A 26,273-nucleotide genomic window follows, 5' to 3' on the forward strand; every position below is an offset into this window, starting at 1 on the left:
ACGTCAGTCAACTGGGAAAGGGGGGGTCGTCGGATCGATCCGGTACCGTCGAATCGACGACGGTTACCGTTCGGGCTCGGCGGTTCGTTCCGCATCCCGCGAGTCGGTTCGATCGACGTGCTCCGCGAGGGCGACGAACGCGACCGCCCAGACGATGACGGCGACCGCGGCGACGGGCCCGAGGCTCGAGCCCTGCTCGAGGCCCGGAAACGCGAGCGAGCCCGCGGCGAAGAGGACGGCCACTACGCCGCCGGCGTACGCGAGCGCGCGCCAGCCGATCGGTCGGAGGGCCGAAAGGAGCGCGAAGAGGGCGACCGACGCCAGCGCGAACGTCATGAACTCGTAGTGGCCGAACAGCACGTGCTCGTCGCCGAGGGTCGCGTGGCTCGCGTACTCGCCGGCGGCGACGACCGCGAACCCGATCGCGCCGACGGTCGCGAGCCCGAGCAATCGGGCGTCCGCTCGCTCGAGGCTCGGGACGAGGTGGCCGCGGGCGGGATGCAAGGCGGCGATGACGAGCACCGGAACGAGGAACACCAGTAGTCCGCCGGCCGCCGCGGGACCGGACGCGACGAGCGTGACGGCGAACGCGGCGACGGCGAACGCGATCGCGGCCTGAAGCGCTCCGACCCGCTTCGTCGGGCGGTACAGCTGGATCGCGATCGTCGCGGCGAAGACGGTCAACGTTCCGCCGATAACCGCGTGGTGGACGCGGTGAGCCGGGAACGCGTACTCGGATCCCCACGCGGTGGCGACCATCGCCATCGATTCGCCGAGCGCGACGGCGAGAAACGCGAGGAACCCGGCGGTGACGAGGTAGAACGCGGGCGTTCGGACGCGGCCGGCACCGTGCCTGGTCGATCGTCCGATACGGGTGCCGACGTCGGTTGCCGACGACGCGAGGCTCACGCGACACCCCCACCGAGTGAGAATGCTGCTGTCGGTACTGCCTGCTGAGAGATCGTTCTCGGGATCATTGCGATCGAAGCTAGTACGCTTTGTCACATGATAAACATATCTCAGGAAACTACGATTGTCCGGAATTCATCCGAACGGGTCGTCCCGATCGTCGTCGCGAGCGTCAGTCGTCGGGTTCGATCGATTACATCGTGAGTCTGCCATCTATTCAGCGCCGACCCGTGCCAGCGCCGGTCGCGCCTCCGGAGTGACGAGCGAGTTCCGACCGGATGTAGTGCTCGGCGATCGTACCGGAACGCCAGACGGTCGGTCGCGTGGGGCTCACCGGTAGGCTTCGAACTCCCGGCCGTAGATCGCGAAGTAGACGACCCCGACCAGGCCGACGATCGAGGCGATCGTGAACGAAACTTCGGGATCGACGAACTCCCAGAGGAAGCCGCCGAGGACGCCGCTCGGGATCACGATCGCGCCGCGGACGAAGTAGTACGACCCCGTCACCCGGCCCCCGGCACCCCGCTCGGCGGGGCCGACGATCAGGGCCTTGTGCGCCGGGAGTCCGGCGAACCGCAGTCCGGAAAAGGCAAACAGCGCGACCATGAGCCACGTCTGGTCGGCGGCTGCGACGAACTGCGGCGTGAAGATAAACAGGATCGGAAAGGCGGCGTAGACGAAAAAACCGAGCCCGACGACCGGTTTGAGGCCGACTCGCTCGGCGAGCTTGGCCGCGGGCGCCATCGTGAGCAGTGCGACCAGCATCTCGATGCTCAGGAGGACGGCGAAGAAGGCGGCGGGAGAGAGGTCGATCGTGCCGACGACGGGGAGCGTCGCGGTCAGTCCGATCTCGAACACCTGCGTGATCACCAGGATGAAAAAGGCGTACACCATCCCGTTTGCGAACCTGATGAACGTGTCCGCGACCAAAAGCGGACGGAGCGCGGCGGGAAGCGCCTGCAGATCGTCGACGATCTGTCCGAAGCCCTGGAACTCCTTTCCGACGGTGTCCTCGTCGGCCTCGTACAGCCAGTGCTGGACGACCGTGCCGAAGAGGGCGAAGCCGATCCCGAGGACGAGCACCCACAGGAACCCGGGCATGAGCTGATCGGCGACGAGGACGGCGACGATCAGCGGGGCTATGAGGAACGCGGTCCGGCGGAACGTCTCCGTGCTGGCGAACCCTCGAGCCAGCCGATCCGGCTCGGTGGCCTGCTTGACGATCGCGTAGTGGCCGCCGATGCCGAAGGACTTCCAGCACTGGGCCAACAGCAAGCCGACGAAGATCCAGATCCACGGCTCGAGGACGATCACGCCGAGATCGATCGCGGGGACGTAGTTGGCGGTCAGCCAGATGCCGAAGCCGAACGTCGAGAGGAAGCCGAAGACGGTCAGTGCGTACCGCGAGCCGACGCGGTCGGAGACGACGCCGCCGTAGTAGGGGTAGATCGCGCCGATGACGTTGCCGAGCGTCGCGAACACGCCCACGACGAATCCGGTCGCGCCGAGGTAGAACAGGTACTCCGGGAGAAACCGGTTCGTCATCTGGAAGCCGAGGCTGAACGCGAACATCGCGAGCGAGAGCACCAGGACGTCCCGCTGGAGGGAGAAAAACTGCCGGAACGCGTCGAGCGGGCCCGCGACTTCGGCTCGCTTCTGTGACATACGCTATCTCAATTCATATGCGGTAAAAACCCAGCGAAAGCGGCGACGGACGGCGTCTCTCGAGCGGGTTCGGTATCGCTCGTCCCCTCGACGGCGCGCCACCGCAGATCGGGGCGGCGTTCTCGGGGGACGTCGGTACGGAGTCGTCTCAGCGGACGAACGAGGCGGGATCCTTCTCGTACAGCTCCCACATCGTCACCTCGGCGTTTCGAACCGCTCGAGCGCGGTCGTGGTCGCCGACGAGGTAGACGAGCGCGTCGTGGAGCCAGCCGCCGGGGTCGGGTTGGTCCCACCGGAATCGGAAATAGATGCGCCGATCGTCGTAGGCGATCTGCGTCCGGAGTCGTTTGAGCGGCTCTCTGGGACGCCAGTCGGATCTCACGGTGGAGCAATTTCCGCGCGGTCTCTTGTACGCTCGGCTAGCGGAGAGCGTTGACGGGGTGGCCGCCGCGAATCGCGACACACGGCCGTCGATCGATGGATCGGTTCGCGGCCGTCCGGACGCGCCGTCGCAACGGTGTGCCGGTCCGACCGGGGAACGCCCGCGGTTACCGGCACCGACGGACGCCGATCGGCCTCAATCTTCCTCCCAGTAGTACAGCTCCTCGCGCGAGGCGGCGCACGCGGGACACGACTCGGGCAGCGTCTCCTCGAGTCGCCCCATCTCGCCGCACTCCCAGCACCGCCACATGGAGGAGCCGCGGTCCGCCGATTCCTGGGGCTCGCCGATGGGAACTTCGGTCTCGTCTTTGTTCCTGAGTTCGCTGCGACCTCGACGGCGCTCGCGTTCGTAGCGCATAGCCATTTCAGTACGACCCGAGGCGTGTTAAAACGTGCCAATGGTTCGGCGGCGAGAGTGACGCGGTTCCATCGACCGCGGAGAGCGGATCGACACGCGGTGGCGTCCCCACCGATCGACGATCCGGCGGTGCGAATTACGCGGTTCCAGAGCCGGACGGGTGAAAAACACAGCGTTATTGAGACGTGGCCGAAACGCCTCCGTAGTGTTTCAGTTCGGCGACCGCTTGCTTGCACTCTGGCGGCGCTCGTTCTCGCTGGGATGGCCGATCGCCGTCCAGCAGACGCTCAACACGCTGATGCGAACCGTCGACGTCGTCGTCACCGGGCTCTTCTCGCCGGCGGCCGTCGCCGCGATCGGACTCGGAGATCTCTACGCCCGAATCCCCCTTCGAATCGGGATGGGGCTCGGCAGCGGCGCGATCGCCCTCTCGAGCCAGGAGACGGGGCGAGGGTCGGACGACGTTCGCGACCGCGCGATCACGCAGGCGCTTCTCGTCGGGGCGCTCTGTGGGGTTCCCCTCGCGCTCGCCGGCTTGCTGTTCGGGCACGCGCTGATCGCAGCGCTGGGGGCCGAATCCGAGGTCGTTCGACTGGGCGGAACGTACCTGATGATCGTCTTCGCGGCAGCGCCGATGCGGATCGTCGGCCTCGTCGGGGCCCGATCGCTGCAGGGGACCGGCGACACGCGCACGCCGATGGTCGTCAACGCGAGCGCGAACGGACTCAACATCCTGCTGTCGGTCGGGCTCGGGCTGGGCGTCTGGCTCGCGCCGACGCTGAGTGTCGTCGGCGTCGGCATCGCTACCGCGGTCAGCCGAACGGTCGAAGCGCTCCTGCTCGTGGGCGCGATCGGCAGCGACCGAACGGGACCGTCGCTCGCTCGGCCGACGGATCTCACGATCACCCGCCAGCTGTTCGCGATCAGCGCGCCGAGCATCGCGGGCGGGGTGAGCAACTCGCTGGCGAACTTTCCGTTCAACGCCCTCGTCCTCCTGTTCGGCACCGAGGCGAACGCCGCCTACCACATCGCCAACAGGATGTACCAGCAGCTGTCGGGGCCGCTTTACCGGGCGTTCCGAACGGTCTCGAGCATCGTCGTCGGCCAGGAGCTGGGTGCCGGACGTCCGACGGACGCGCGGTACTCCGCGAAGGCGATCGCCGCGCTGAGCGTCGCGACGCTCGGCTTTTCGGGCGTCGTTACGTTTCTGGGAGCCGAGCAGCTTGCGTTACTTTTCAGCCGGGACGCGACGACGGTCGAATACGCGACCGAGTTCATCCGAGCGTTCGCCGTCTCGATGGTGTTCATCGGCGTCTACTTTCCGCTCTCCGGCTCCCTCACCGGCGCGGGGGACACCCGGACGCCCCTCTACGCTCAGCTCGTCGGCTCGTACGCGTTCATGCTCGCCGGTTCGTACCTGCTCGCCGTGACGCTGGGATACGGACTGGTCGGCGTGTACGCCGGGATCGTCCTCTCGTACGCCGCTCGCGCCGCGATCGTCGCCGCGGGCTTTCAGTGGGGAGGGTGGGAAGCGCTGGCGGCGCGGATGCTCTCGGAACGGGAGAAAGAGCACCGCCGTTCGGAGTGAGCCCGGTGGCGGACTCGAGTCGCGATTCGGCCCGGCTCGGCCACTCGGGGGAACGTCGCGACCGTCGAAACCGTTCCCTTTCTCGGGAGCGATCCGACTATACTTCTGAAGTCAAAGTTACTTTGAAAAGCAAAGTAATACGGCTCGAGCAGAGCGGGCTGAAAACGGGGTGTCCCTCGATCCGGTCGTGATTGGTTCGTCCTTCTCACCCGGTCACCGTGGGACGTCGACCGAAAGAACGCGATCGGTACGCGAACGCCGGTACGACTGTTTCGTTCCTGCAACCCACCCTTCGAGGGATATCCCGGTCTTGACCGCGAGCGAGCAGGGGCGGGCGACGTAAACCGGCTCATACTGAAGCCGATCCGGGTGTTCCACGTCGACGAACGGATCCTATCATGGTATCACCAGGCAAGCTCCGTGCGGTGAGCGAACTCCGGGACGGAACCAACGACGCGTTCGACCCCGAGATCGACGAAGCCGGAGACGTCACCTACCCCTCCGTCGAGCGTCACCTCGACGAGCGGGACGGACCGGCGATCGACTTCCTGCGGGCGATGGCGGATCGCGGGCTACTGTCGGCGGAGTTCGAGTACAAGGTGTACGTCTGTCCGAACTGTTCCGCGGAAGGGATGCAGTACACCACCGGCTGTCCGCACTGTGCGTCGGTTCACGCGACGCGGGAGACCGCGGTCGTCCACCCGGTCTGTGGCGAACCGCTCGGCGTCGATCCGCGCTCCGACGGGGAGACCGCGGAGGACGATCAGGACGAGGATCGAGAAGACCGCCAGGAGTCGCTGTACTGCCAGAACTGCGACGAGGAGGTCGCCCCGGACGAGCGAAAGCGCGACCGCCGATATCGGTGTCACGCGTGCGATGCGAGGTTCGACTCACCGGCGCACCGACTCTGGTGTCGGGACTGTCTGCACACGTCTCCGCCGGCGGACGTCCGCGAGCAGCCGCTCTATCGATACCGTCTGTCCACCGCCGGAGACCAGTGGGTCGCCGAGCAGGTGGACGGGCGTCGATCGCTCGCGGAGACGCTGGAGGCTCGCGGATACGAAACGGACGTCGATACGACCGTCACGACGTCGTCGGACGACGAACTGCCGGTGCACGTGTACGCGGACGACGACCTCCTCGACGATCGGATCGTCGTCGGCGTCCACAGTTCGCCGACGCCCGCCGACGTAGAGCACCTCCTCGAGGCGGCGCGCGAAACCGACGCCCGACCGGTCATCCTCTCGACCGACGGATCGATGGACGACAGCGCGGCCGAACTGGTCGACGCGGAGAACGTAACGGTCGTGAGTTCGGTCGACGGCACGCTCTCCAGAGTGCGCGGGATCAGCGAGCACTCGCGCGAGGACAACCGGGTGCTCGAGTGGCTCGCCTCCATCGTTTCGTCGTCCGCCTCGAAGCGGTGATCCGCCACGCGGACCGCCGTCAGTCGTCGGTTCGATCGCGAACGACCCGTGGTCGCATCGGTGTACGGTGATAGCGGGCACGAATGCAGTCCCAATCGACGCAGTCGAGCGGGTCGAACGAATTACCGATCGGTGGCGTCGACCGCGGGAAGTGTAAACGCAAACGTCGAACCCTCGCCCGGTTCCGAGTCGACCCAAATTTCGCCGTCGTGACGCTCGACGATACGTTTACAGAGCGCCAGGCCGATTCCCGTTCCGTCAATTTCCTCGCGGCTGTGGAGGCGCTGGAACACCTCGAACACCCGGTCGGGGTCGTCGGAATCGATGCCGACCCCTTCGTCACGAACCGAGATGCGCCATTTCGATCCTTCGCGCACCGCCGAGACGTGAATACGAGGCGGCTTCTCCCCGCTGTATTCGATCGCGTTGCTCAACAGGTTCTGAAACACCTGTCGGAGCTGTCCGTCGTCGCCGTGAACGCGCGGGAGCGAGTCCCTCGTAATCGTTGCGTCGGAGCTCTCGATTCGAATCCGGAGATCCGCACGGACGTCTTCGAACACCTCATCGAGATCGGTCGGCTCGAACGGCTCACCCTGCGATTCGATGCGGGAGTACGCGAGCAGTCCGTCGATCATCTCGCGCATGCGTTCGGCACCGTCGACGGCGAATTCGAGGAACTCCTCGCCGTCGTCGTCCAGCGTATCGCCGTGTTTGCGCTCGATCAGGGAGAGGTAGCTCGTGACCATTCGCAGCGGTTCCTGGAGGTCGTGGGAGGCGGCGTAGGCGAACTGTTCGAGGCGTTCGTTGGACTCCTTGAGCTTCCGTTCGTACTCTTTTCGTTCGGTGATATCGGTCTGGACGACGACCCCACGAACGACCTCGCCTCGGTCGTTTCTGATCGGCATCCCGTGAACCATGACGATCCGACGCTCGCCGTCGAACGTTTCGATCTCGAACACGTCCGGTTCCACGACCGATTCCCCGTCGAGGACCCTGGCCATCGTCCACTCCTCGGACGTAACCGGTTCGCCCGTATCCGCCCACCAGCCCGTGTATCGTTCGTACTCCTCGATCGAGTCCGCGTCGTAGACGGTCCCACCCCAGATTTCGTTCGCGGCGTCGTTCACTTTGCGTAGCGATCCCTCAGCGTCTGCGACCATCACGCCGATCGGAAGTACCCGAAACAGCGTTTCGAGTTGCTCGTTGCTTCGCTCGAGTTCGCGTTCGCGCTCTTTGCGCTCGGTAACGTCCTGGAAGTAGACCGAGACGCCAGTTTCAGACGGATAGACGGTAGCTTCAACCCAGAATTCGAGCGGATCGTAGTAGAGGTCGTAACTCCGGGGTTCCTGGGTCTCCATCGCGGTGTGGAACGCGTCCCAGACGTCGTCGATATCGGCGGCCTCCGGATACAACTCCCACAACGTCTCGCCCAGTAGCTCCTCCTCGGACGCACGGAGCAGCTCTTCGGCGCGCTCGTTGACGTGGGTGAATCGGAACTCGTCGTCGAGGGCGTAGAACGCGTCGGTCACGCGCCCGAGTATCTCGTCGAGTTCGGCCTCGAGTTCGTGCTTTTCGGAAACGTCCTCGAACGCGAAGACGGCCCGTTTCAGTTCGCCGTCATCGTTCCACTGTGGGGAGCCGTTGACCGACACCCAAACGCGCTCCCCGGAGGGGCGACGGAGCCCGATGATCTGATCGTAGATCGCCTCCTCTTCGGAGACCACTCGGTTGAAGGGGGCTTCACCCGACGCGAGCGGTTCGCCGTCCTCGTTGACGAGATCCCAGCGAGAATCGTCGTGGGTGTACTCGTTGAGCTCCTCGCGGGAGCGTCCGTAAATCTCCTCGGCGTGCTCGTTGGCGAACGTCACCGTTCCGGTGGCATCGACGACCGCGATCCCGATCGGGCTGGTTTCGACGACCTCTTCGACGAGGTCGCGCTCCGCCCAGATTCGTTCTCCCGTCGGTTCCCCCTGATCGCTCATACGAGAAGTGACGACCTGCGAGAGGATAAGGTCGTGGCGCTCACAAACACGCACGCCCGGAACTCCCTTTCACACCGTTTCGAGACCGTGTTCTTCGTGGGGAGTAGCAACCTCTTTTCCCGGAGGGCATCTGCTGGCGTCGCAGACGCCAGCCTCAACCCCCGGCAAAACCCGTTGATGCCAAACGGCCGCCGTCTCGGGGTTTCACCCCGATCCGGCGGTGAATCGCTCACTCTGTTCGCGAATGCGAGAGCGAGTTCGACCGTTCCATTCAGGCGAAGGATGTAACCCAATAGAGTATAACCTATACGTCAACTGGTAAAATCAGCGTGCAACATGCAGAGGGGAAATCTACCACCTCGTACCACCTCGAACTCCCGATTCACCGCGGAAGAAAATACTGACCGGCGAGTCATGTTACTCTCCGGGCGGTTCGATGGCGCCGAGTTGAGCCATGGCGCCCATCATGTCGCTTTGGGACCACGTCTCGGCGATCTGTCCGTCTTCGATCCGGTGAATATGAACCCCTTGGATCTCGATCTCCTTGCCCGTTGGTTCAATTCCCATGAACTCGCCTTCGTGAGTGCAGGTGGCCCTGTCTCGTCGGACTACCATGTCACCGTCAGCGATCAAATCCTGAACCACACATTCGGTGTCCGGAAACGCCTCCCGAAGCATTGAAACGTTTTCCTTTACCTCCTCCGGACCGTGAAGAGTCTCGGATACTGCAGAGGTGTGCTGGACGTGCTCGTCTGCGATGATCTCGTCGATGATGTCAAGGTGGCCCTCAGTTACGACCTCTTCGGCGTATTTTTGGGCGAGTTCCTTGTTTTCGGCTTCCATTGTTGACATGCGGTATCTGCCTCCATAGCATTCGTTCGAAAAATCTTCGCTCCCTACACACTCTCAAAACGAACGCTGTTCGGGAACTACGATGTGGTGTGTGTTAACCTTTATCATAATAGTAGGCTAACGATACTATGAGAGGGATCATGTTTTGCTGAATGCGCGCTCTGGATTCATCACGACTTTCGGAGAGATATGCTTATTGATAGGAATCCCAGCGCTCAATATGCAGGTGTAGTGTACGCTCATTGTCCGACTGTCCTCCACTAGCGGACTGCTGATTTGTCGATCAGTACAGGCGGAGAACTGTGCACTCACCGCGAGCGAACGCAGTGAGCGAGCGGGCCGACGACCGACCCGGAGGGGAGGGAGGAGTGCTTTTCATCAACGTTTTGCCGAGTGCGGTCGCTCTGCGACCGCACGCAGAGCAAAAGGTTGGCAGGTGTAGTACGCGGATGGTTCGGCGCTTTGGAAGTGCAACAACGGAAGTCGACGTCCGACTGTACCTCGTCGGTGAGGTCGCGAGACTTGACGTAGGAGCCTCGAGTCGGGTGCTCGAGGGACGCCCGTTTCGGGCGGGATCTGACGACCTCGTCGGTGGACTCGAGGCCGAACCCTCGCAGCACGTCCGGAACGGTACAGGTCTGTTCTGTACCCGCTCTCGGTTCGCATCGAACGCTCGTCGGTCCGGCGATCGCACGCCGTGGCGCTTCGAAGGAACGCCGGCGACGGTTACGGGACGCTGAAAACGAGCAAAAAGCCGCCGGCGAGCACGATTCCCAGCCAGACGACGAAGATGGCCGCCGCTTGGTTTCCGGTGAGCGATTCCCCGTTGAGGAACTCGTTGACCCTCATCAGTCGTCCGGAAGGGGCGGTCGGTATTGGGGCCGCGGCCGATTCTCAGTCGCCGGGAAACGGCTCGACGCGCGTCTCGTCCCGACGGCGTCCGAATCGAGAGCCGGCGAGTCGCGCTTTCGGACGGGGTCGTCAACCGAGCGGATGCACGCCACCCAATCGCGCCTCCGGACTCGAGCCTGCCGAGGTGGTCGGGACGCCCGCCGTACGACCACTTCCTTCAACACACACCAGTAATTATATTATTACTCGGTTCGACTGTCAGGATGGAAGCCATCGCGCTCCAAAATGCGGACGCGGGGGCATGCGTACGAAATGCCCCGGGTGCGGCAACACCCGAGACGGTGGCTTCCACTGCGACTCGCAACGGACGCCATGTTTACGTTCCTGCCACCGAGACAAAAAGGTCTCGCACGACGGCGGAGTATCGCCATCGAACAGCCCCCGGTTTCGGGGGACGGCCGTCCCTCGACTCGAGCGCCTCGACGCGACTCGAGCCGCCACCGGAGCCGAAGACCGTGGAACCGCCGGCCGCGGGGGTGCCGATTGCAGCGTCGACCACAGCAGCGACGGCCGCGGAGGCGGCGATCGCAGTGTCGAGCGCAGCGCCGACAGTTGCCGAATCGACGACGGTGGCGGCGAACCGGGAGGCGAATCCGATGAGTTCCGGCCGGGAGACCGCAGGCGCGACCGGTCCCGACGCCGCCGAACTCGTCTGCGATCGCTGCGGCGATCCGGTCCCGCCCGAGCGGGTGATCCGCCTCTCGAGCGAGCCCTGCTCGGAACTCGCCAACCGCTATGCGGCCGTGAGCCGAGCGTACTGCCCCGACTGCGTCGCCGGGATCGGGATGCTCGGGTTCGCGGTCGAGACGCGAGCGCGCTCGTCGGCGAGGTCCGACTGACGGGCGCTCGAGGCGGGTTTCGTCGGTCCGCGTCCCGGCCGACCGGGCGGCGGTGGGCAATCGATCGATTCGGTCACGGGGCTACCGAAACCAGCCACCGACGGGATCGTTCCGGGCGGCCGCCGCGCCGGATCACCCGTCGGGACGGATCGCGTTCTCGATGGGGGTGTCGCCGCCGAAGAGCCGGATCGTTTCGCCGATCGTCCCGTCGTTTTCGAGACACGCCACGACCGCCTGAGCGACGTCCGCGCGCGGGATCGCGTCGCCGCCCTCGTCGCGGAATTCGAAGCGCGCCGAAACTCGGCCGGTCGCCTCGTCGTCGGTGAGCCTCGTCGGACGAAGGATCGTCGCGTCGAGCGAAGACCGTTCGAGGTAGTCGTCGGCGCACCGCTTTGCCACCCAGTACGGGCGGAGCGATTCGGGCTCGGACAGCGGCTCGCTCGCGTTGTACGCGCTGATCGCGACGAACCTGTCGACGCCGTACTCGGCGCAGGCGTCGACGCACCGCCGCGCGCCCCAGAGGTCGATCAGCAGCGTCTTCTCCCAGCCGGTGTCCCCGCCGGATCCGGCCGTGAACACGGCCGCGTCGGCACCCTCGAGCGCCGGCGCGAACTCCCCCTCGAGGTCGCCCAGCCGCGGTTCCCCGCCGCGGTCTCGGACGGCGTCGAACTGGGACTCGTCTCGCACGATCCCGATCGGATCGTGTCCGGCGTCCGCGAGTCGGGACACCAGTTCGCGACCGATTCCGCCGTTCGCACCGATTACTGCGACTCGCATGGTGTTCCGTACCGACGCGGGCCGCATCATTAGGTGCTGTGGACGCCGAAGCCGTCTCGGCGATCCGACCGCCCTCGAGAGCGAAGACCGACTCGAGACGAACGGGAGACTCGCGTTCGCGACGGCGCGGCCCTCGCCGCGTCGGTCTCGTCTGCGCCCCGACGGACGGCGAGCGCGGGTAATACGCTGTTGGGAACGGACTGGGCCGACGCGGCCGGACGGATGCGCCTTTGCGACGCGAATTCGACGACCCATCGGGTGGCGGCGTCGGAGCCCTCGCTCGGATCCACGACGGACAGGCCGCCTCGGGACCTCGTCCGTAACGACGGACTAGCGGTCGAACCGTCCCGGTCGCCTATAGACCCGGCCGCCGGGAACCCGGATATGGATTCGAACGTTCGCCGGCGGTCGTTCCTGGCGAAAGGCGGCGCGTCCGTCGCCGGACTGGCCGGGATCGGCGGAGCCGCTGGACGCACCGGTGCGGGCGCGACGGCGCAACGGGACGAGGACCGCGTCGCTGCGGTCGTCTCGCAGCATCACCGCGCGACCGAGGCGGGGCTCGAAGTGCTCGAGGCGGGCGGGACGGCGGCCGACGCTGCCGTCGCGGTCGCCTGCGCGCTGAGCGTGGTGGAGCCGTGGTTCTCCTCGGCGCTGGGCGGCGGGACCTGGGCGCTGTACTACGACGCCGAGACGGACGAGGTGACGAGCCTCGACGGCGTGGGACCCGTCGGCTCCGACGCGACGCGGGCGGACTACGAGGAGCGCGCGGACGAGGCCGGCATCCACCAGGCCGTCGTCCCCGGCGCGTGGGACGGGTGGATGCTGTGGCTCGAGCGGTACGGCGGTCTGGAGCTCGAGGACGTGCTGTCCCCGGCGATCGATATCGCTCGTGGGGGCTACGAAGTTAGCCCTGGGATGGCGAGGTGGCTCGAGAACGAGTCGTCCGAGATCGACGACCGCCCCGACGCGGCGGCGATCTACGAACGCGACGGCGACCTCCTCGAGGAGGGCGAGACGGCGTACCAGGAGGAGATGGCGGGGACGTTCGAGGCGCTGGCCGAGGCGTACGCGGATCGCCGGGACGAGGGGCGGACGGAGGCGATCCAGGCCGCGAGGGACTCCTTCTACCGCGGGCCGATCGCCGAGGAGATCGTGGCGTACTCGGACGAGCACGGCGGCTACCTCACGAGGTCGGACTTCGCCGAGTTCGAAGCCGAGATCGTCGACCCGCTCTCGATCGAGTACGACGACGACGCCCGAGTCTACCAGAATCCGCCGAACAGTCAGGGAATCACGCAACTGCTGGCGCTCGACGTGTTGAAGGAGTACGACCTTTCCGGGCTGGAGCCGGACGGGGCGGACGCCGTCCACCTGCAGGTCGAGGCGATCAAACTCGCGTTCGCCGACCGGTACCACCACGTCGGCGATCCGGACCGGGTCGAGGTGCCCGTCGACGAACTGCTCGCCGACGAGTACGCCGCGAGCCAGCGCGACCGGATCGATACGGAACGGGCGATGGAGTGGCCCCTCGAGAGCGGCCTCGACGAGCAGGGAGGTGACGAGACCACCGTCACCGAAGCGGGCGACGCGGACCACACGACGACCTTCCACGTCGTCGACGGGGAGGGGAACGCGGCGGCGGTGACGACCAGCCTCGGCGCGCAGTTTCTCGTGATCGGCGACACCGGCGTTCACGTCAACAACCGGATGCGGATGCTCGCGCTCGAGGAGGACGATCCGAACCGGCTCACGCCCGGCTACAAAGTGCGCCACACCTCCAATCCGTACCTGGCGACCCGCGACGGCCGCCCGTCCGTCCTCGGCGGAACCACCGGCGTCGACACCCAGCCACAGGGCCAGACCCAGCAGTTCCTCCACGCCGTCGAGTTCGGCCTCGAGGCCGAGGAGACGGTGGCCCACCCGCGGTTCGTGAGCACCGCGTTCCCGTCGACGCAGTACCCCTACGACGTCGACAACGCGCTCCAGCTGGAGTCGGCGTTCCCGGAGGAGACCGTTCGGGAACTCGAGGAGCGAGGTCACGACGTCGAGGTGGGAACCGGAACGGTCGGCACCGCGACGATGCTCCTGCTCGAGGACGACGGCGGCGTACAGGTGGGGGCCGAACCCCGCGTGGAGACGGCCGAGGGCGACGTGTTGTGGGAGGACGAGTCGTAGCTACGAGTCGGCGCTCTCGTCCCTGTTTCGAACGTCGGCCACCACGTACTCCGCGTCGCCGCCGTCGTCCTCGATTTCCGCGGTCAGTTCCTCCAGTTCGTCCTCGCTACGGGCGGCGAGCACCAGCTTCGCGCCTCGAGCTGCGGCCATGCGCGCGGTCGTCAACCCGATCCCCGACGACGCGCCGGTGACGACGATCACTTGCTCCTCGAGCGGCGTCGTTTCGTTGTCATGATCCGTTCTCCGTTCCGGTACCGCACCGACCGGACGCCCGACGCCTGGGGACGGACGATCTTTTCGCCGTTGCCTGTCTGTGCGCGGCGGCGGTCGAAAGGCGGCGAACGGATCGAAATCGATCGGAACGGTCTCTAGACGCCGGTCTCCGCCTCGAGGACCCCGTCGAGCCAGTCGAACGTCCGCTGGTGGAACACCGCCTGTCCAGCGCCCTCGCAGTGGCCGCCGGCCCCGTCGGCGTCTGCGAACTCGACGTACCGCGTCGGTGCCGGAATCGACTCCGCCAGGTCGCGAGCCTGGACGGCGAGCCGATCGGATTCGTTGCCGGCGACGAGCGTCGGACACTCGATCGACTCGAGGCGATCCCCGAGCGCGTACGACTGCAGTTCGCGGACGTACTCGCCGAGGGAGTCGACGCCGTGGGCGGCCATTCGCGAGCCGAAAAACTCCATCGCGTGGGGGTCCGAGAGGCGGTCCTCGAGCGCCGCGTCGGCCTCGGAATCGCCCTCGAGCACGGCCGAGATCAGCTCCTCGGGGACCACGTTGCGGGCGAGCGAGCCGAGGTCGACGATTCCGGGATCGGCGACGAGCGCGGCGAGCCGCGGTTTTCCGGTGGCCGCACGCGCCGCGAGGTAGCCCCCGAAGCTTCGACCGACCAGTGCGAGCCGGGACGGATCGACGTCCGATCGATCGACGGCGTAGTCGACGACAGGGGCGACGACGGTCTCGTAGTCCGGTCGGAAGAACCGTCGCTGCTCGTACAGCGTTCCGCCCTGCCCGGGCCCCTCGAACAGCAGACAGCCGTAGCCGCGGGAGACGGCGGCCGCCGCGAGCATGGGGTAGGACTCCCCGACGGGCGAGTCGTAGCCGGGAAACCCGATCACGGTCGGGCGCGGGCGCTTCGACGCGTCCGGCGCGAAGAAGTAGCCCGGGAGCGTCGTCCCGTCGAACGGGACGTCGACGACCTCGCCGCGGTGCTCGAACAGCGGGATCGCCTCCCGGAAGCACTCCCGCTGGCGACGCCAGGCCCGGAGCAAATCCGGGTCGTCGAGGTCGCGTCTCCGAAAGAAGTACGCCGACCGGTAGTACTCGGCCGCCCGGAGGAACGCTTCTCGAGCGCTGACGGCGTGGCCGCCCTCGCGCGCCCCGCGAGCGACGGCCGCGACCGACTCGGCCGTCGCGAACCACTCGTCGTACCAGCTGTCGTAGTCGCCGTCCTCGATCCGGTCGGCCGTCGCGAGACACTCGCCGACCTCCGCACAGCCGTAGTACACTTTCGCGAGCGCTCGCTCGAACTGGGCTGCGAACTCGTCGTCGTCGAAACGAACGGGTGCCATAGCCGTCGAACCACGTCGGCGACGATATAATCGACGCGCCGTCGACGGCGCGCGAGGTCCCGAAACGGCGGACGCGCCGAACCCGGCGAGGGTGCAACGGTCTCGTTCACGCTCCCTTCGGCTCCTCGAGCGCACCCACTCGTGCGATCCGGTGTACGTCAGTACCGGCGCAACCGCGAACCGTCGGCGGCTGGACGGTGAATCGTTCCAGCAGCCCGTCTCAGCCGCCGACGTCGCGCCAGTCCGGCGCCGTCGAGTACCGGTTCGAAGACAGTTCGTCGAACGCGGCGTAGACGACCTCCGAGAGCGCCGGGTGGACGTGGACCGGTTCCGAAACGTCCTCGACCGTGCCGTCTCCGCGCTCCATCGCCACCACGACCTCCTGGATCAGGATCGACGCCTGCGGTCCGACGACGTGACAGCCTAGAATCTCGCCGTCGGGCGCTGCGAGGACCTTCACGAACCCGTCGGCCCCGAGGACGACCCCGAGCGGCGCGACGTCGAACGGGACCGTCGTCGACTCGTACTCGCGGTCGGCGTCCGCGAGTTCCGTCTCCGTCGCCCCGACGCTCGCGACCTGCGGCGAGGTGAAGATCGCGTGGGGCATCGCGTCGGAGTCGACCTCGCGACCGGCATCGTCGAGGACGTTCGCCGCGACGACGCGGGCCTCGTAATCCGCCGCGTGTTTGAACGGCTGCTCGCCCAGCACGTCCCCGAGCGCCCAGACGCCGTCGCAGGTCGTCTCGAGCGTCGAATCCGTTTCGACGTATCCCCGATCGTCGGTTTCGACGCCCGTCTGCTCGAGGTCGAGCGTATCGGTGTTCGGCCGTCTCCCGGTCGCGAGCAGGAGGCGATCCGCCTCGAGGTCGATCGATCCGTCTCGGCCTGCTCCGTCTACCGGCTCGTCCCCGCCGTCTCCGTTTTCCGTCCGCTCGGCGGTCACGACGACTCCGCCGTCGGCCGCTTCGACCGACGACGCCTCGCGGCCCGCGTAGACGTCGCAGTGGCGCTCGAGCGACTCGGTGACGAACTCGCTGATCGCGCCGTCCTCGCGCGGGACCAGGACGTCGCTTCGTCCGATCAGCGACACGTCGGCACCCAACGCGCCGAAGAAGTAGCCCAGTTCGGCCCCGATGTAACCGCCGCCGACGATCGCGAGCGAGTCGGGGCGCTCGTCCAGGAAAAGCGCGTCGTCGCTGGTCAGGAAATCGACGTCCTCGAGCCCCTCGATCGGCGGGATCAGCGGGCGACTCCCGACCGCGACGACGACCCGATCGCCCCGGATCGGGTCGGGAGGGGCGTCGCCGTCGACGGGATCGACCTCGAGCGTCCGCTCGTCGACGAACCGTCCCTCGCCGCGGTACAGCGCCACGGCGTCTGCCTCCTCGAGGCCGCGCTCCTGGCGGGCCGCCTTTTCGTACACCCAGTCGCGGATCGAGGACGTGATCTCGGCGTACTCGACGCCCTCCAGCGTGGCGTCGAGTCCAATCTCCGGAGATCGACGGATTTCCTCGACCGCGTCCGCGCGGTGGATCAACGCCTTCGACGGGACGCACCCCCTCGTGATGCAGGCCCCGCCGAGCGGTCCGCGCTCGATCACGGCCGCCTCGAGGCCGCGGTCGGCGGCCGCGGTGGCGATCTGACTTCCAGATCCGCCACCCACGACGACGACATCGTACTCGTTCATACGCGGACGGACCACGGACGGGACCGTAAAACGCGGCCGCGCTGTGGCCGGCCCGATTCCCGACGCCGCCGCCGAAGCGGGCGGTGTGAGACGATCGTCGGAACGGGTCACCGGCTCGGCCGCCCTGCGGTTTCGCAGGCACCGACGGACAGCAGTCCGTTTCAGCGCTCGAGCCATCGTCGGGATCGGTCGACCGCTCGGGCCGTCGGTGGACGCTACAGCCAGTCGTCGCCCGTCGCGTCCTCGGTCGCTTCCGCGTACGATTCGACGGCCGCCGCGAGGTTTGCCAGCGCCGCCTCCGGCGTCTGGCCCTGACTCGAGACGCCCGTTACCTCGTCGTCCGCGATGTGGAGGCCGTGGTCGTTCCGACGCATCACGACGTCCGCGTCCGCGAGCGCGTCGTGCTCGTCGATCAGCGCCTCGAGGTCCTCGTCCCGAATCTCGTCTTCGCTCACGTCACGGTCTCGTCGCTCGAGCGCAATATACCGTTCGCCCCGCGGAGCGTGTCCGCCCACGGCCGATCCGCTGTTCGCGTGCACCGTCCACATTTATCCCTCCCGTTCGCGTCAGTCGTCGCATGTCGTTCGATCCCGAGCGGGTGCGCACGGTCACCTTCGACTCCTACGGGACGCTGGTCGACGTCGACGCCGCAGAACGGGCGCTCGCCGACGCGGTCGACGATCCCGTGTCGGTCTCGCGGCTGTGGCGAACCCGATCGCTCGAGTACACGTTCGTCGCGAACCAGATCAACGCCTACCAGCCGTTCTACGAGGTGAATCGGGACGCACTCGAGTACGCGCTGGCCGCCCACGACGCCGATCTCTCGGCGGAGACGCGCGACGAGATTCTCGCCGTCTACCACGAACTCGACGTCTTCGACGACGTCCGGGACGGCCTCGCGGAACTTCGGGACGCGGGATACGAGTGCTACGTCGTCTCGAACGGCGACCCCGAGATGCTCGCGTCGATGGTCGATCACGCCGGAATCGAGGGAGCAATCGAGGGGACGATCAGCGCCCACGAGGTGCGGACGTTCAAGCCCGACGCCGAACTCTATCGCCACGCGGCCGCCCGAACCGGAACGCCGATCGACGAGATCGCACACGTGGCGGCAGGCTGGTTCGACGTCCTGGGTGCGATCCACGCCGGAATGCAGGGCGTGTGGCTCGACCGCGCGGGTTCGCCCTGGGAGCCGTTCGGCGCCGAACCCGACCTCGAGATCGCGTCGATCCGCGAGCTGGTCGACGCGCTGGCGTGAGCCGGGCGAGCGGACCGTCTCGAATCCGGCGTAGAAAAAGCCTTTAACGCCGTCGCCTCGTACACCGAGCAAATGGTACTCGACGATCTCGGGAGTTCTCTGCGGGGCACCCTCGACAAACTCCGCGGCAAGTCACGAATCAGCGAGGAGGACGTCGAGGAGATCGTCAAGGAGATCCAGCGGTCGCTGCTCTCCGCCGACGTCGACGTCTCGCTCGTGATGGAGCTGTCGGACAACATCAAACAGCGCGCCCTCGAGGAGGAGCCGCCCGCCGGCACTCCCGCGCGCGATTTCGTCCTCCGCATCGTCTACGAGGAGCTGGTCGACCTCATCGGCGAGTCGACCGAGTTACCCCTCGAGGAGCAGACGATCCTGCTCGCCGGCCTCCAGGGGTCGGGGAAGACGACCTCCGCGGCGAAGATGGCCTGGTGGTTCTCGACGAAGGGGCTCCGCCCCGCGGTGATCCAGACCGACACCTTCCGGCCCGGCGCGTACGACCAGGCCAAGGAGATGACCGAGCGAGCCGAGGTCGACTTCTACGGCGATCCCGACGGCGAGGACCCGGTCGAAATCGCCCGGCAGGGCCTCGAGGAGACCGGCGAGGCGGACGTCCACATCGTGGACACCGCCGGTCGGCACGCGCTCGAGGATGACCTGATCGACGAAATCGAAGAGATCGAGGCGGTCGTCGACCCGGACACCTCGCTGCTCGTCCTCGACGCGGCGATCGGCCAGGGGGCCAAAGAGCAGGCCCAGCAGTTCGACGAGTCGGTCGGCATCGACGGCGTCGTCATCACCAAACTCGACGGAACGGCGAAAGGTGGCGGCGCGCTGACGGCGGTCGATCAAACCGACTCGTCGATCGCCTTCCTCGGAACCGGTGAGGAGGTCCAGGACGTCGAGCGCTTCGAGCCCGACGGCTTCATCTCGCGACTGCTCGGGATGGGCGACCTCGGCCAGCTCGCAGAGCGCGTCGAGCGCGCCATGCAACAGACCGAGATCGAGGAGGACGACTGGGACCCCGAGGACATGCTGAAGGGGCAGTTCACCCTGAACGACATGCAAAAGCAGATGGAGGCGATGAACAACATGGGGCCGCTCGATCAGGTGCTCGATATGATCCCCGGCTTCGGCGGCGGCATCAAAGATCAGCTGCCCGACGACGCGATGGACGTCACACAGGACCGCATGCACACGTTCAGCGTCATCATGGACTCGATGACCGACGCCGAAAAGGAGTACCCGAAGGCCATCGGCGCGAGCCAGATCGAGCGCATCGCCCGCGGCTCGGGCACGAGCGAAGAGGAGGTCCGCGAGTTGCTCCAGCAGTACAAGATGATGGAGCGGACGATCAAGCAGTTCCAGGGCATGGGCTCGGACCAGGAGATGCAACGGATGATGAAGCAGATGCAACAGCAGGGCGGCGGTGGCGGCGGGATGGGCGGCATGGGACCGTTCTGAGCCGGCGCTCGGACGCCGCCGGTTCGTTTCTCGTCGAAGCAGTTCGCGTCCCGCCTTTTCCACGGCCGCTTCGATACCGCTCGAGCGCGGTCCGACGCCACGGCTCCTCGATCTCGCCGAATCGAGGATCACCGACTTCGAGAGAGCAAGTAGGTTGAAGCTCCTCGAGTCGCATCCTCCGGTCGAATGCAACGGCGACAGTACCTCGTCGGTGGGTGCGTCGCGCTGGCGGCGCTCGCGGGGTGTCTCGACGACGGCGGGGACGCGAGCGGCGGTGGACGCGTCGAGGATCGAACCGGGGAACGCGCGTTCAGCCGGACGATCGGCGGGTTGAACAACGCCGCGATCGCGCTGCGAGAAGCCGACGGTTTCGACGACCCCGAGTCGGTCGAGTTCGATCCGGACGAGCCGCGCGATCACCTCGAGAGCGCACGGGACCACCTCGAGACGGCCGAGGCGGAACTCGGCGACGAGCGCGACGCCGACCTCGAGGAGCTACGGACGTACGCAACCGTCCTCGAGGCCGCGGTCGACGTGGCGGCGACGGTCGCGGACGAGACCCTGGTCGACGACGTGGAGGCGGTCGAGCGCGCGCTGGACGGCGACGGCGACCGGTCGGACGCGGCGGCGGTCGTCGGCGAGCGCACGGGCGAACTCGAGACCGCCGACGGGCGCCTCGACGACGGGAAATCGGCGCTCTCGGAGATCGATCCGGACCGGTTCGACGACCTCGCGACGGTCGACCTCGCGGACCTCGAGGCGGGCGTCTCGACGCTCGCGAACGTGCTCCGGGCGCAGACGGCGCTCGCCGCCGGCTACGACGCGACGCTCGAGGGCGACGAACGCCTCGAACGGGGGCGAGAGCGCGCGGACGCCGGCGCTCACGACGAGGCGGAGGCGGAGTTTTCTGCGGCGAAAACGGCGTTCGAGGAGGCGACCCGAGCCTTCGACGACGGGAACGAAGACGCACCGGGAGGCCTCGCCGAGTATCTCGAGACGGGCCGGTGTCGTAGCGAGAACCTGCACGACGGGGCGAGACACCTGGCCGCGGCGTCGGCCGCCGCGGCGGATGGCGACGTTCGTACCGCGCGGGACCGCCGGGCCGACGCCGAGTCGGCTCTCGCGTCCGCCGACGCCTGTGGCGACTAGCGGAAGTGGTATCTGACGGGCGTCTCGACCGGAAGCTGAACGTATACGGTCTGCTGTCAGTCACTACGGTGCAGCCGCTGCGTATGCGCTTGCGCCGATAGATCGGGACAGCAGTCCGCGTCAGCCCTCGATCGGCCGACCGTCCTCGGTCGGCGGCGCGACGTGGTCGACGTACTCCTCGAGGCTCGGCTCGTCGACGCGGACGCGAACGCTGATCTCGCCGAGTTCGTCGGGTTCGCCGACCGAGAAGTTGACGCGATCCTCGAACGCCGCCTGCTTTTTCAACGCGAACGAGAAGGCGTTCCCCTCGCGGTTCGAAAAGAACTCGCCGCGGGCGGTGTCGAGGATCTCCTGGCGGTGAAGCAGCTCGGAGAAGTGATCCAGCGAGTGGGCCTCGGCCCGAATCTCGCCGAAGCCTTCGTCGAGGTCGGCGCTCGGAAAGATGTTGACGACGGCGTCCGCCACGCGGCTCGTCACCTCGGTGTCGTACACCGGCGCGGTGACCTCGACGTCGACGCGGTAGACGGCGGTCACTGGCGCACCTCCCCGTCGACTCCCTCGCCGGCGTCGAGGTCGCCGGGACCCTCCCGGACGATGGTCCGAATCTGTTCGTGAAACGCCTCGAGCGAGCGGGTGTTCTCGACGACGACGTCGGCGCGGTCCATCGCGTCGTCCATCCCGAACCCGCGCTCGCGCTCGTCGCGGGCGGCCAGCCCCTCGCCGCCGTCGGCCTCGCTGGCGTCGCGCCCGCGGGCGTCGATCCGCTCTGCGCGGACCTCGAACGGCGCTTCGATGCTGACCAGCGTGAACGCGTCGCCGAATCGCTCCTCGAAGACGTCGACTTCGACGCCCGATCGGAGCCCGTCGACCAGCACCGCGTCGTGATTCTCGAGTCGATCTTCGATCATCGGCAGCGACCGCTCGGCGATCGCCGTCGGTCCGTTCTCGTCGCGAAGCGCCTGTGCGACCTTGCCGTGGTCCTTCGTGGGGTCGAGCCCCCGATCCGTCGTCTCCTGGCGGACGACGTCACCCATCGTCACCACCGGGATTCCCTCCTCGCGTGCGACGGTGGCGGCTTCGCCCTTGCCGCTGCCGGGCAGGCCCACCGTTCCGATGACGTGCATCGATCCAACGTACCGGCGAGACGGTCATAAGGGCTGTGTTCGACGCCCACGCGCTCGCGGTCCGGGATCGTTCGGATCTGCGGAGGGAACGATCGAGACGGGGGTACGGTCGGCCTCGAAGACCGTTCGGACCCCACGGGAACCGGTCCGTTCACCGGTCGCTCGCGGACGTGGCAGTTCGGGCCGCGGAGATCGATGACCGAAATCCGCCGGTGACGAATCGACTCACCGGCGTCGCTCGATGGGTCGTGTCTCGACCCGATCAAATTCCTTCGATACAGTCGTAAACATAATCGAATATCGAACCAATTATTTACCCACTTCCCATCGGGACGAACGCCGCCCATGACGAAAGAAGCCCTCACCCGCCGACGATTCGCGACGTTCGTCGGCGCGGGCACGATCGCTGTACTGGCTGGTTGTTCGGACGACGAAACCGATGCGGACGACCCCGGCGACGACGCCGGAGACGACGAGCCAGCGGACGACGAACAGACCGACTCGAGCGACGAGAACGGAGACGAGACGGACGACGACGACAGTGACGAAGATGCGGACGATAGCGACGCCGACGGTGACGAAGACGCGGACGGCGAAGATACCGACGGCGAAGATGCAAACGATGACGACGACGAAGACGCAGACGACGGAGACGCAGACGACGAAGACGCAGACGATGACGACGTGAGCTAATCGGCGCTACTCGTCGTTCACACACCCACCGTTGCGCCGCCCTCGAGCCGACGGACGCCCACGCAACCGGATCGGCTCGAGCGACGCGTTTTTCTCGACTGGATCGATTCCGACGACTCCGTTCGCGACGCGAGTTCGCCGTCGCGGCCGGTACCGGCGTAAAATCCACACCGCTTATACCGATCCATCGTCGATTCCTACTCGAGGGCACGTAGCTCAGTCTGGATAGAGCGTCGGACTTCTAATCCGACGGTCGTGGGTTCGAATCCCATCGTGCCCGTGCGAAAATTATCGGATCAGTACCTCTCGCGCATCTGTAGCGTTGGATGGGTCACTGGCCGAAATTCGGCCGATCTTCGACTCGAATCTCATCCTGAGAATCCGGATCCCGTTCAACAGTTGAACGCCCCCCTTCGCCGCCCGGTGGTTTTCGTTGTCGTGTTTTCGTCGAGGTGGTCGGCGTGAGCACCACACCGTGGACGCCGGTCGGCCGCACGACATGTCTTCACTGTGGAGCCCACGTCACCAACCGATTCGGTCGCGTCTTTGGTGACGATCGCGACCGTGCCCATCGTTGCGGAAAGTGTGACAGCTACGCTCGATTGAGCCGTGGGTCCGCAGCCGGGCTCGAGCCCCGACGAACTCGAGGTGACGGTTCGAGCGGTCGACTCGGGCCGTCGCGTCCATCCCACAAACCCAACCGCTCGAGCGATCCACTCACGGCCAGGGGATCAACCAGCCGAACCCGCCGGCACACAGCGTCGAACTGCCCAGTCCGGCATCGGTGGGACTGAGCGTGTGCTCCTGACCGCGACTGCCGCAGGTGATCGTCCGGGTCCCGGTGTGCGTTCTGTTTTCCCCCGTCTCGACGACGTACACCGTCACGTCGCCGCGGCTCCAGTCTTCGACCGAGGTGGTGACGTTCTCGCCTGGACCGACGGTGATCTCCTGAGCGTGGACGTCGTCGACCGGCGTCACGTTCCGGTACTCGCCCGGCCAGACGAGGTCGTCGAGGGTCGCCAGCCGCCGGTCGCCGTCGGCCGTGGTGACTTCGAAATTGAGATAGCCCGCCTCGTCGAGGTCGGCGACGGTGTAGACGGTCACGTGCTGTTCGTCGTCGACGTCGTTTTCGATCGTTACGACCGGCCGGTCGCTCCCCGTCGCGACGGCGACGGCGAACAGCGACGCGACGAGGAGGACGCCGACGAGGAGGATCGCGAATCCGCGGGAGACCATGCGAGCGACTCGTTTTCGACGGGTTAAAATACGTTCGCTTCGGGCGAAAGATACTCGAGAACTCGAGACAGCGGCGTGTTCCGCAGGGACGGACCGGTGGAACCAATTGGCGGGAGTCGAAAGGACGAGCCGATGCCCTCCAGACGTCAGCTACTCGCCGGCTCGGCGACGGCTGCGGCCGGCGCGCTCGCCGCCGCAGCCCTCGTGACGCCGTCCGCGTCGGCGAGCGAATCGCCGCTCGACTGGCCGATGTCGCGGTACGATCCCGCGGGAACCGGCTACAACCCCGAGGCGTCGGGACCGACCGACGACGTCCGGGTCGCCTGGTCGCACGAATCGACCGGCTGGTTTCGCGGCGCTGCAGCACCGATCCGCCTCGGAAACACGCTCTACGCCGTCGGCGACGGGCTACTCGCCCTCGAGGTTGCCGACGGCGAGCGGTTGTTCGCCCGCCGCGGACCGTACACCTCGAGTCCGGCCCGCGCCCGGTCGGCGTCCTACCGGACCGACGCGCTCGCGGTGGCCGGCACGGGCGGCGTCGACGGTCTGAACGCCGGCGGCGGGATCGACGTCCCGGGAGTCGATCGAGCGATCGGTCAGCGTCGCTGGCGCGGGCCCGAACGCGGATCGCCGCGTCCGACGATCGAACACGATCCGACGGTGAGCCCGGTCGCGGCCGACGACGCGGTGTACGCGCCGATCTACGGGACGAACTCGATCGTCGCGCTGGACGCCGATAGCGGAGCCCAACGGTGGCGCGCCACCCACCACGAAGACGACGTCGTGAGCGTGAGCTTCGGTCGTCCGGCCGTCCGCGACGGGACGCTGTACGTCGCCAACTGGCCCCACCAGGTGACGGCCTACGCTCGCGAGGACGGCACGCAGCGCTGGCAACGCGAATTCGACGCGCAGATGCAACTGAGCACGACCGCGACCGACGCAGGCGTCGTCGTCACCACCCGCCACGGCGTCGCGCTACTGGACCCCGACGACGGCGGGCCGATCTGGCGGCGCGACCTCGAGGGCAACGCGACCGACGGCGACGCGGCCGTCGCAGAGGGGACGATCTTCCTGAGCGACGGGCTGGAGACGTTCTACGCGCTCGACCTCGAGACGGGCGACGAGCTGTGGTCGGCACCGTTCGAGGGCGAGACGGAGCCGGTCGTCGCCGGCGGAATGGTGTACGCCGTCGAGGACGACCTGTTTCTCGTCGGCTTCGATGCGGAGACGGGGACCGAGCGGTTTCGGTACCAGCCGACGGAAGCGCCGCTGTCGCCGCCGATCGTCGGCGACGGACGGCTGTACCACGTCAACCGCGGGCGGGTCATCGCCCTGGAGGAAGGGGAATGACGGACGACCGCGAGGACGAAACGGACGTCGCACCGAACGACGGGCCGGCGGACGAGAGAGCGTCGAACTCGAGCGGATTCGAGGCCGTCGTCGCGAACGCGATCGGGCGACTCCGGAGCGATCCCGTCCTGTGGCTGCCGTTTTTGCTCGCCGGGCTGCTCTCGTTCGCGATCGATCGACGACGCGCCGCCGACGCCCTCCCCGTCGAGGCGGGAGTCGACGACGCGACGGTGAGCGTCGCGTATGCGATCTACCCCTCCGGCGTGACGGAGACGGTTCGGCCGCTGGGCGCGCTGGTGGACCTTCGGCTGCCGTCGCTCGCCTACGCCCTCGGGCTCGAGGCGCTCGCGGTGCTCGCCGTCGCCGGCGCGGGCTGGCTGACCATCGCGCGGGCTCGTGGCGATCCGCTTCGCCCGGAGCGCTTCGGTCGGTACCTCCTCCTGGTGGTCGGCGTCGGAGCCGGCTACCGGCTGCTCGAGGCGGTCGGCGTCGGGTACGGCGGCGGGAGCCTGCTGTCGGGACTGGCGGTGCTCGCGCTCGCGTTCGCCGTCCTCGTTCGACTGTTTCTGTGGCCGGCGCTGGTGTTGCGTGGCGAGGGCGTCGCGGCCTCGCTGGCGAAAAGCTGGCGGGACGCTCGAGGGCAGGGGTGGACGATCCTGGGACTGATCCTGCTGATCGGGCTGGGAGCATGGGCGCTGGCGCACGCGCCGGTCGTCGGAACGGTTCTCAGCGTCTGGCTCGTCGGCACGATCCACGCCGTCTCGCTGGTCGCCCTGCTCGAGCGCACGTAAGGTCGCCACGCCGGAGCCGTACGTCCAG

General features: G+C 67.0%; 25 protein-coding genes, 1 tRNA gene and 2 pseudogenes. 13 read left to right on the forward strand and 15 right to left on the reverse strand.

The features are described from left to right. Window positions 1-63 precede the first annotated feature (63 nt). The 4 genes from EA472_RS09165 to EA472_RS09180 all read right to left on the reverse strand — a co-directional run bounded on the left by EA472_RS09165 (window position 64) and on the right by EA472_RS09180 (window position 3,373). Window positions 64-909, reverse strand: a complete 846-nt coding sequence (locus EA472_RS09165; protein WP_124191208.1) for a hypothetical protein — start codon at window positions 907-909, stop codon at window positions 64-66. 330 nt (window positions 910-1,239) lie between these two features. After that, window positions 1,240-2,574, reverse strand: coding sequence for an MFS transporter (locus tag EA472_RS09170; RefSeq protein ID WP_124191209.1), 1,335 nt, complete (start codon window positions 2,572-2,574; stop codon window positions 1,240-1,242). A 148-nt stretch (window positions 2,575-2,722) separates the two neighbouring features. Then, window positions 2,723-2,956, reverse strand: coding sequence for a hypothetical protein (locus EA472_RS22775; RefSeq protein ID WP_207891143.1), 234 nt, complete (start codon window positions 2,954-2,956; stop codon window positions 2,723-2,725). 195 nt (window positions 2,957-3,151) lie between these two features. Beyond that, entirely contained in the window at window positions 3,152-3,373 is a 222-nt protein-coding gene (locus tag EA472_RS09180; protein ID WP_124191368.1) for a DUF7130 family rubredoxin-like protein, read from the reverse strand. Between the two features lie 205 nt (window positions 3,374-3,578). On the opposite strand from EA472_RS09180, the gene EA472_RS09185 reads away from it, so the two are divergent. Beyond that, a complete protein-coding gene (locus EA472_RS09185; protein WP_243637813.1) occupies window positions 3,579-4,961 on the forward strand; it encodes an MATE family efflux transporter in 1,383 nt (460 codons plus the stop codon). Between the two features lie 398 nt (window positions 4,962-5,359). After that, complete coding sequence (locus EA472_RS09190) at window positions 5,360-6,388, forward strand: TackOD1 domain-containing metal-binding protein (protein ID WP_124191211.1); 1,029 nt, start codon at window positions 5,360-5,362, stop codon at window positions 6,386-6,388. A 122-nt stretch (window positions 6,389-6,510) separates the two neighbouring features. On the opposite strand, the gene EA472_RS09195 is transcribed toward EA472_RS09190, so the two are convergent. The 3 genes from EA472_RS09195 to EA472_RS23230 form a co-directional block, all read right to left on the reverse strand. Then, a complete protein-coding gene (locus EA472_RS09195; RefSeq protein WP_124191212.1) occupies window positions 6,511-8,370 on the reverse strand; it encodes a PAS domain S-box protein in 1,860 nt (619 codons plus the stop codon). A gap of 417 nt (window positions 8,371-8,787) precedes the next feature. Beyond that, window positions 8,788-9,222: an ester cyclase gene (locus EA472_RS09200; protein ID WP_124191213.1), complete on the reverse strand. Its 435-nt coding sequence runs from the start codon at window positions 9,220-9,222 to the stop codon at window positions 8,788-8,790. Between the two features lie 726 nt (window positions 9,223-9,948). Further along, complete coding sequence (locus EA472_RS23230) at window positions 9,949-10,071, reverse strand: hypothetical protein (protein WP_279387172.1); 123 nt, start codon at window positions 10,069-10,071, stop codon at window positions 9,949-9,951. A 659-nt stretch (window positions 10,072-10,730) separates the two neighbouring features. Here EA472_RS23230 and EA472_RS09205 point away from each other — a divergent pair. Continuing rightward, complete coding sequence (locus EA472_RS09205; protein ID WP_124191214.1) at window positions 10,731-10,973, forward strand: hypothetical protein; 243 nt, start codon at window positions 10,731-10,733, stop codon at window positions 10,971-10,973. Window positions 10,974-11,105: 132 nt separating this feature from the next. On the opposite strand, the gene EA472_RS09210 is transcribed toward EA472_RS09205, so the two are convergent. Then, a complete protein-coding gene (locus EA472_RS09210) occupies window positions 11,106-11,750 on the reverse strand; it encodes an SDR family oxidoreductase (protein WP_124191215.1) in 645 nt (214 codons plus the stop codon). A gap of 384 nt (window positions 11,751-12,134) precedes the next feature. Here EA472_RS09210 and EA472_RS09215 point away from each other — a divergent pair, with 384 nt between their 5' ends. Then, window positions 12,135-13,925, forward strand: a complete 1,791-nt coding sequence (locus tag EA472_RS09215) for a gamma-glutamyltransferase family protein (protein WP_124191216.1) — start codon at window positions 12,135-12,137, stop codon at window positions 13,923-13,925. 15 nt (window positions 13,926-13,940) lie between these two features. Here the strand turns inward: EA472_RS09215 and EA472_RS09220 are convergent. Further along, a pseudogene (locus tag EA472_RS09220) lies at window positions 13,941-14,126 on the reverse strand (SDR family NAD(P)-dependent oxidoreductase); the annotation flags it as partial. 30 nt (window positions 14,127-14,156) lie between these two features. Here EA472_RS09220 and EA472_RS22470 point away from each other — a divergent pair. Beyond that, entirely contained in the window at window positions 14,157-14,297 is a 141-nt protein-coding gene (locus EA472_RS22470) for a hypothetical protein (protein WP_165874862.1), read from the forward strand. On the opposite strand, the gene EA472_RS09225 is transcribed toward EA472_RS22470, so the two are convergent. The 3 genes from EA472_RS09225 to EA472_RS09235 all read right to left on the reverse strand — a co-directional run bounded on the left by EA472_RS09225 (window position 14,294) and on the right by EA472_RS09235 (window position 17,638). Continuing rightward, window positions 14,294-15,496 (reverse strand): alpha/beta hydrolase family protein, encoded by a 1,203-nt coding sequence (locus EA472_RS09225; protein ID WP_124191217.1) that lies wholly within the window; start codon window positions 15,494-15,496, stop codon window positions 14,294-14,296. The two genes, EA472_RS22470 and EA472_RS09225, sit on opposite strands and share 4 nt — an antisense overlap. Window positions 15,497-15,716: 220 nt before the next feature. Next, window positions 15,717-17,183: a dihydrolipoyl dehydrogenase gene (locus EA472_RS09230; protein ID WP_124191218.1), complete on the reverse strand. Its 1,467-nt coding sequence runs from the start codon at window positions 17,181-17,183 to the stop codon at window positions 15,717-15,719. A gap of 215 nt (window positions 17,184-17,398) precedes the next feature. Then, window positions 17,399-17,638 (reverse strand): type II toxin-antitoxin system HicB family antitoxin, encoded by a 240-nt coding sequence (locus EA472_RS09235; RefSeq protein WP_243637815.1) that lies wholly within the window; start codon window positions 17,636-17,638, stop codon window positions 17,399-17,401. Between the two features lie 122 nt (window positions 17,639-17,760). On the opposite strand from EA472_RS09235, the gene EA472_RS09240 reads away from it, so the two are divergent. From EA472_RS09240 to EA472_RS09250, 3 genes are all read left to right on the forward strand, one after another. Then, on the forward strand, window positions 17,761-18,441 hold the full coding sequence (locus EA472_RS09240; protein WP_124191219.1) for a haloacid dehalogenase type II: 681 nt from the start codon (window positions 17,761-17,763) through the stop codon (window positions 18,439-18,441). A 72-nt stretch (window positions 18,442-18,513) separates the two neighbouring features. Further along, on the forward strand, window positions 18,514-19,902 hold the full coding sequence (locus tag EA472_RS09245) for a signal recognition particle protein Srp54 (RefSeq protein ID WP_124191220.1): 1,389 nt from the start codon (window positions 18,514-18,516) through the stop codon (window positions 19,900-19,902). A gap of 186 nt (window positions 19,903-20,088) precedes the next feature. Further along, window positions 20,089-21,051, forward strand: coding sequence for a hypothetical protein (locus EA472_RS09250; RefSeq protein WP_124191221.1), 963 nt, complete (start codon window positions 20,089-20,091; stop codon window positions 21,049-21,051). A gap of 120 nt (window positions 21,052-21,171) precedes the next feature. On the opposite strand, the gene EA472_RS09255 is transcribed toward EA472_RS09250, so the two are convergent. Both EA472_RS09255 and EA472_RS09260 read right to left on the reverse strand, forming a co-directional pair. Continuing rightward, the gene (locus tag EA472_RS09255; protein WP_124191222.1) at window positions 21,172-21,585 is read right to left on the reverse strand and encodes an RNA-binding domain-containing protein; all 414 of its coding nucleotides are present in this window, start codon (window positions 21,583-21,585) and stop codon (window positions 21,172-21,174) included. Then, window positions 21,582-22,175 carry an AAA family ATPase gene (locus tag EA472_RS09260; RefSeq protein ID WP_124191223.1) on the reverse strand — a complete coding sequence of 198 codons (594 nt, stop codon included), beginning with the start codon at window positions 22,173-22,175 and terminating at the stop codon, window positions 21,582-21,584. The genes EA472_RS09255 and EA472_RS09260 overlap by 4 nt, the downstream gene beginning before the upstream one ends. 345 nt (window positions 22,176-22,520) lie before the next feature. Here EA472_RS09260 and EA472_RS22475 point away from each other — a divergent pair, with 345 nt between their 5' ends. From EA472_RS22475 to EA472_RS22990, 3 genes and pseudogenes are all read left to right on the forward strand, one after another. Beyond that, window positions 22,521-22,868, forward strand: coding sequence for a hypothetical protein (locus tag EA472_RS22475; protein WP_165874863.1), 348 nt, complete (start codon window positions 22,521-22,523; stop codon window positions 22,866-22,868). A 205-nt stretch (window positions 22,869-23,073) separates the two neighbouring features. Beyond that, window positions 23,074-23,148 (forward strand) — tRNA-Arg (locus EA472_RS09270). 172 nt (window positions 23,149-23,320) lie between these two features. Then, a pseudogene (locus EA472_RS22990) lies at window positions 23,321-23,542 on the forward strand (DUF7563 family protein); the annotation flags it as partial. Between the two features lie 43 nt (window positions 23,543-23,585). Here EA472_RS22990 and EA472_RS09280 read toward each other — a convergent pair. After that, window positions 23,586-24,104, reverse strand: a complete 519-nt coding sequence (locus tag EA472_RS09280; protein WP_124191224.1) for a hypothetical protein — start codon at window positions 24,102-24,104, stop codon at window positions 23,586-23,588. A 132-nt stretch (window positions 24,105-24,236) separates the two neighbouring features. On the opposite strand from EA472_RS09280, the gene EA472_RS09285 reads away from it, so the two are divergent. Continuing rightward, on the forward strand, window positions 24,237-25,454 hold the full coding sequence (locus EA472_RS09285; RefSeq protein ID WP_207891144.1) for a PQQ-binding-like beta-propeller repeat protein: 1,218 nt from the start codon (window positions 24,237-24,239) through the stop codon (window positions 25,452-25,454). Then, complete coding sequence (locus EA472_RS09290) at window positions 25,451-26,245, forward strand: hypothetical protein (protein WP_124191225.1); 795 nt, start codon at window positions 25,451-25,453, stop codon at window positions 26,243-26,245. Before EA472_RS09285 ends, EA472_RS09290 begins: the two co-directional genes overlap by 4 nt. Window positions 26,246-26,273 lie beyond the last annotated feature (28 nt).

It is taken from the genome of Natrarchaeobius oligotrophus, assembly GCF_003841465.1.
GTDB classification, from domain to species: Archaea; Halobacteriota; Halobacteria; order Halobacteriales; family Natrialbaceae; genus Natrarchaeobius; species Natrarchaeobius oligotrophus.

Bases quoted from the DNA above. Each gene is read 5' to 3' on its own strand.
- EA472_RS09170 (WP_124191209.1), bottom strand. From the start codon at position 2,574: ATGTCACAGAAGCGAGCCGAAGTCGCGGGCCCGCTCGACGCGTTCCGG.
- EA472_RS09180 (WP_124191368.1), bottom strand. From the start codon at position 3,373: ATGCGCTACGAACGCGAGCGCCGTCGAGGTCGCAGCGAACTCAGGAAC.
- EA472_RS09190 (WP_124191211.1), top strand. From the start codon at position 5,360: ATGGTATCACCAGGCAAGCTCCGTGCGGTGAGCGAACTCCGGGACGGA.
- EA472_RS09195 (WP_124191212.1), bottom strand. From the start codon at position 8,370: ATGAGCGATCAGGGGGAACCGACGGGAGAACGAATCTGGGCGGAGCGC.
- EA472_RS09200 (WP_124191213.1), bottom strand. From the start codon at position 9,222: ATGTCAACAATGGAAGCCGAAAACAAGGAACTCGCCCAAAAATACGCC.
- EA472_RS23230 (WP_279387172.1), bottom strand. From the start codon at position 10,071: ATGAGGGTCAACGAGTTCCTCAACGGGGAATCGCTCACCGGAAACCAA.
- EA472_RS09205 (WP_124191214.1), top strand. From the start codon at position 10,731: ATGAGTTCCGGCCGGGAGACCGCAGGCGCGACCGGTCCCGACGCCGCC.
- EA472_RS09210 (WP_124191215.1), bottom strand. From the start codon at position 11,750: ATGCGAGTCGCAGTAATCGGTGCGAACGGCGGAATCGGTCGCGAACTG.
- EA472_RS09215 (WP_124191216.1), top strand. From the start codon at position 12,135: ATGGATTCGAACGTTCGCCGGCGGTCGTTCCTGGCGAAAGGCGGCGCG.
- EA472_RS22470 (WP_165874862.1), top strand. From the start codon at position 14,157: ATGATCCGTTCTCCGTTCCGGTACCGCACCGACCGGACGCCCGACGCC.
- EA472_RS09225 (WP_124191217.1), bottom strand. From the start codon at position 15,496: ATGGCACCCGTTCGTTTCGACGACGACGAGTTCGCAGCCCAGTTCGAG.
- EA472_RS09230 (WP_124191218.1), bottom strand. From the start codon at position 17,183: ATGAACGAGTACGATGTCGTCGTCGTGGGTGGCGGATCTGGAAGTCAG.
- EA472_RS09240 (WP_124191219.1), top strand. From the start codon at position 17,761: ATGTCGTTCGATCCCGAGCGGGTGCGCACGGTCACCTTCGACTCCTAC.
- EA472_RS09245 (WP_124191220.1), top strand. From the start codon at position 18,514: ATGGTACTCGACGATCTCGGGAGTTCTCTGCGGGGCACCCTCGACAAA.
- EA472_RS09250 (WP_124191221.1), top strand. From the start codon at position 20,089: ATGCAACGGCGACAGTACCTCGTCGGTGGGTGCGTCGCGCTGGCGGCG.
- EA472_RS09260 (WP_124191223.1), bottom strand. From the start codon at position 22,175: ATGCACGTCATCGGAACGGTGGGCCTGCCCGGCAGCGGCAAGGGCGAA.
- EA472_RS22475 (WP_165874863.1), top strand. From the start codon at position 22,521: ATGACGAAAGAAGCCCTCACCCGCCGACGATTCGCGACGTTCGTCGGC.
- EA472_RS09280 (WP_124191224.1), bottom strand. From the start codon at position 24,104: ATGGTCTCCCGCGGATTCGCGATCCTCCTCGTCGGCGTCCTCCTCGTC.
- EA472_RS09285 (WP_207891144.1), top strand. From the start codon at position 24,237: ATGCCCTCCAGACGTCAGCTACTCGCCGGCTCGGCGACGGCTGCGGCC.
- EA472_RS09290 (WP_124191225.1), top strand. From the start codon at position 25,451: ATGACGGACGACCGCGAGGACGAAACGGACGTCGCACCGAACGACGGG.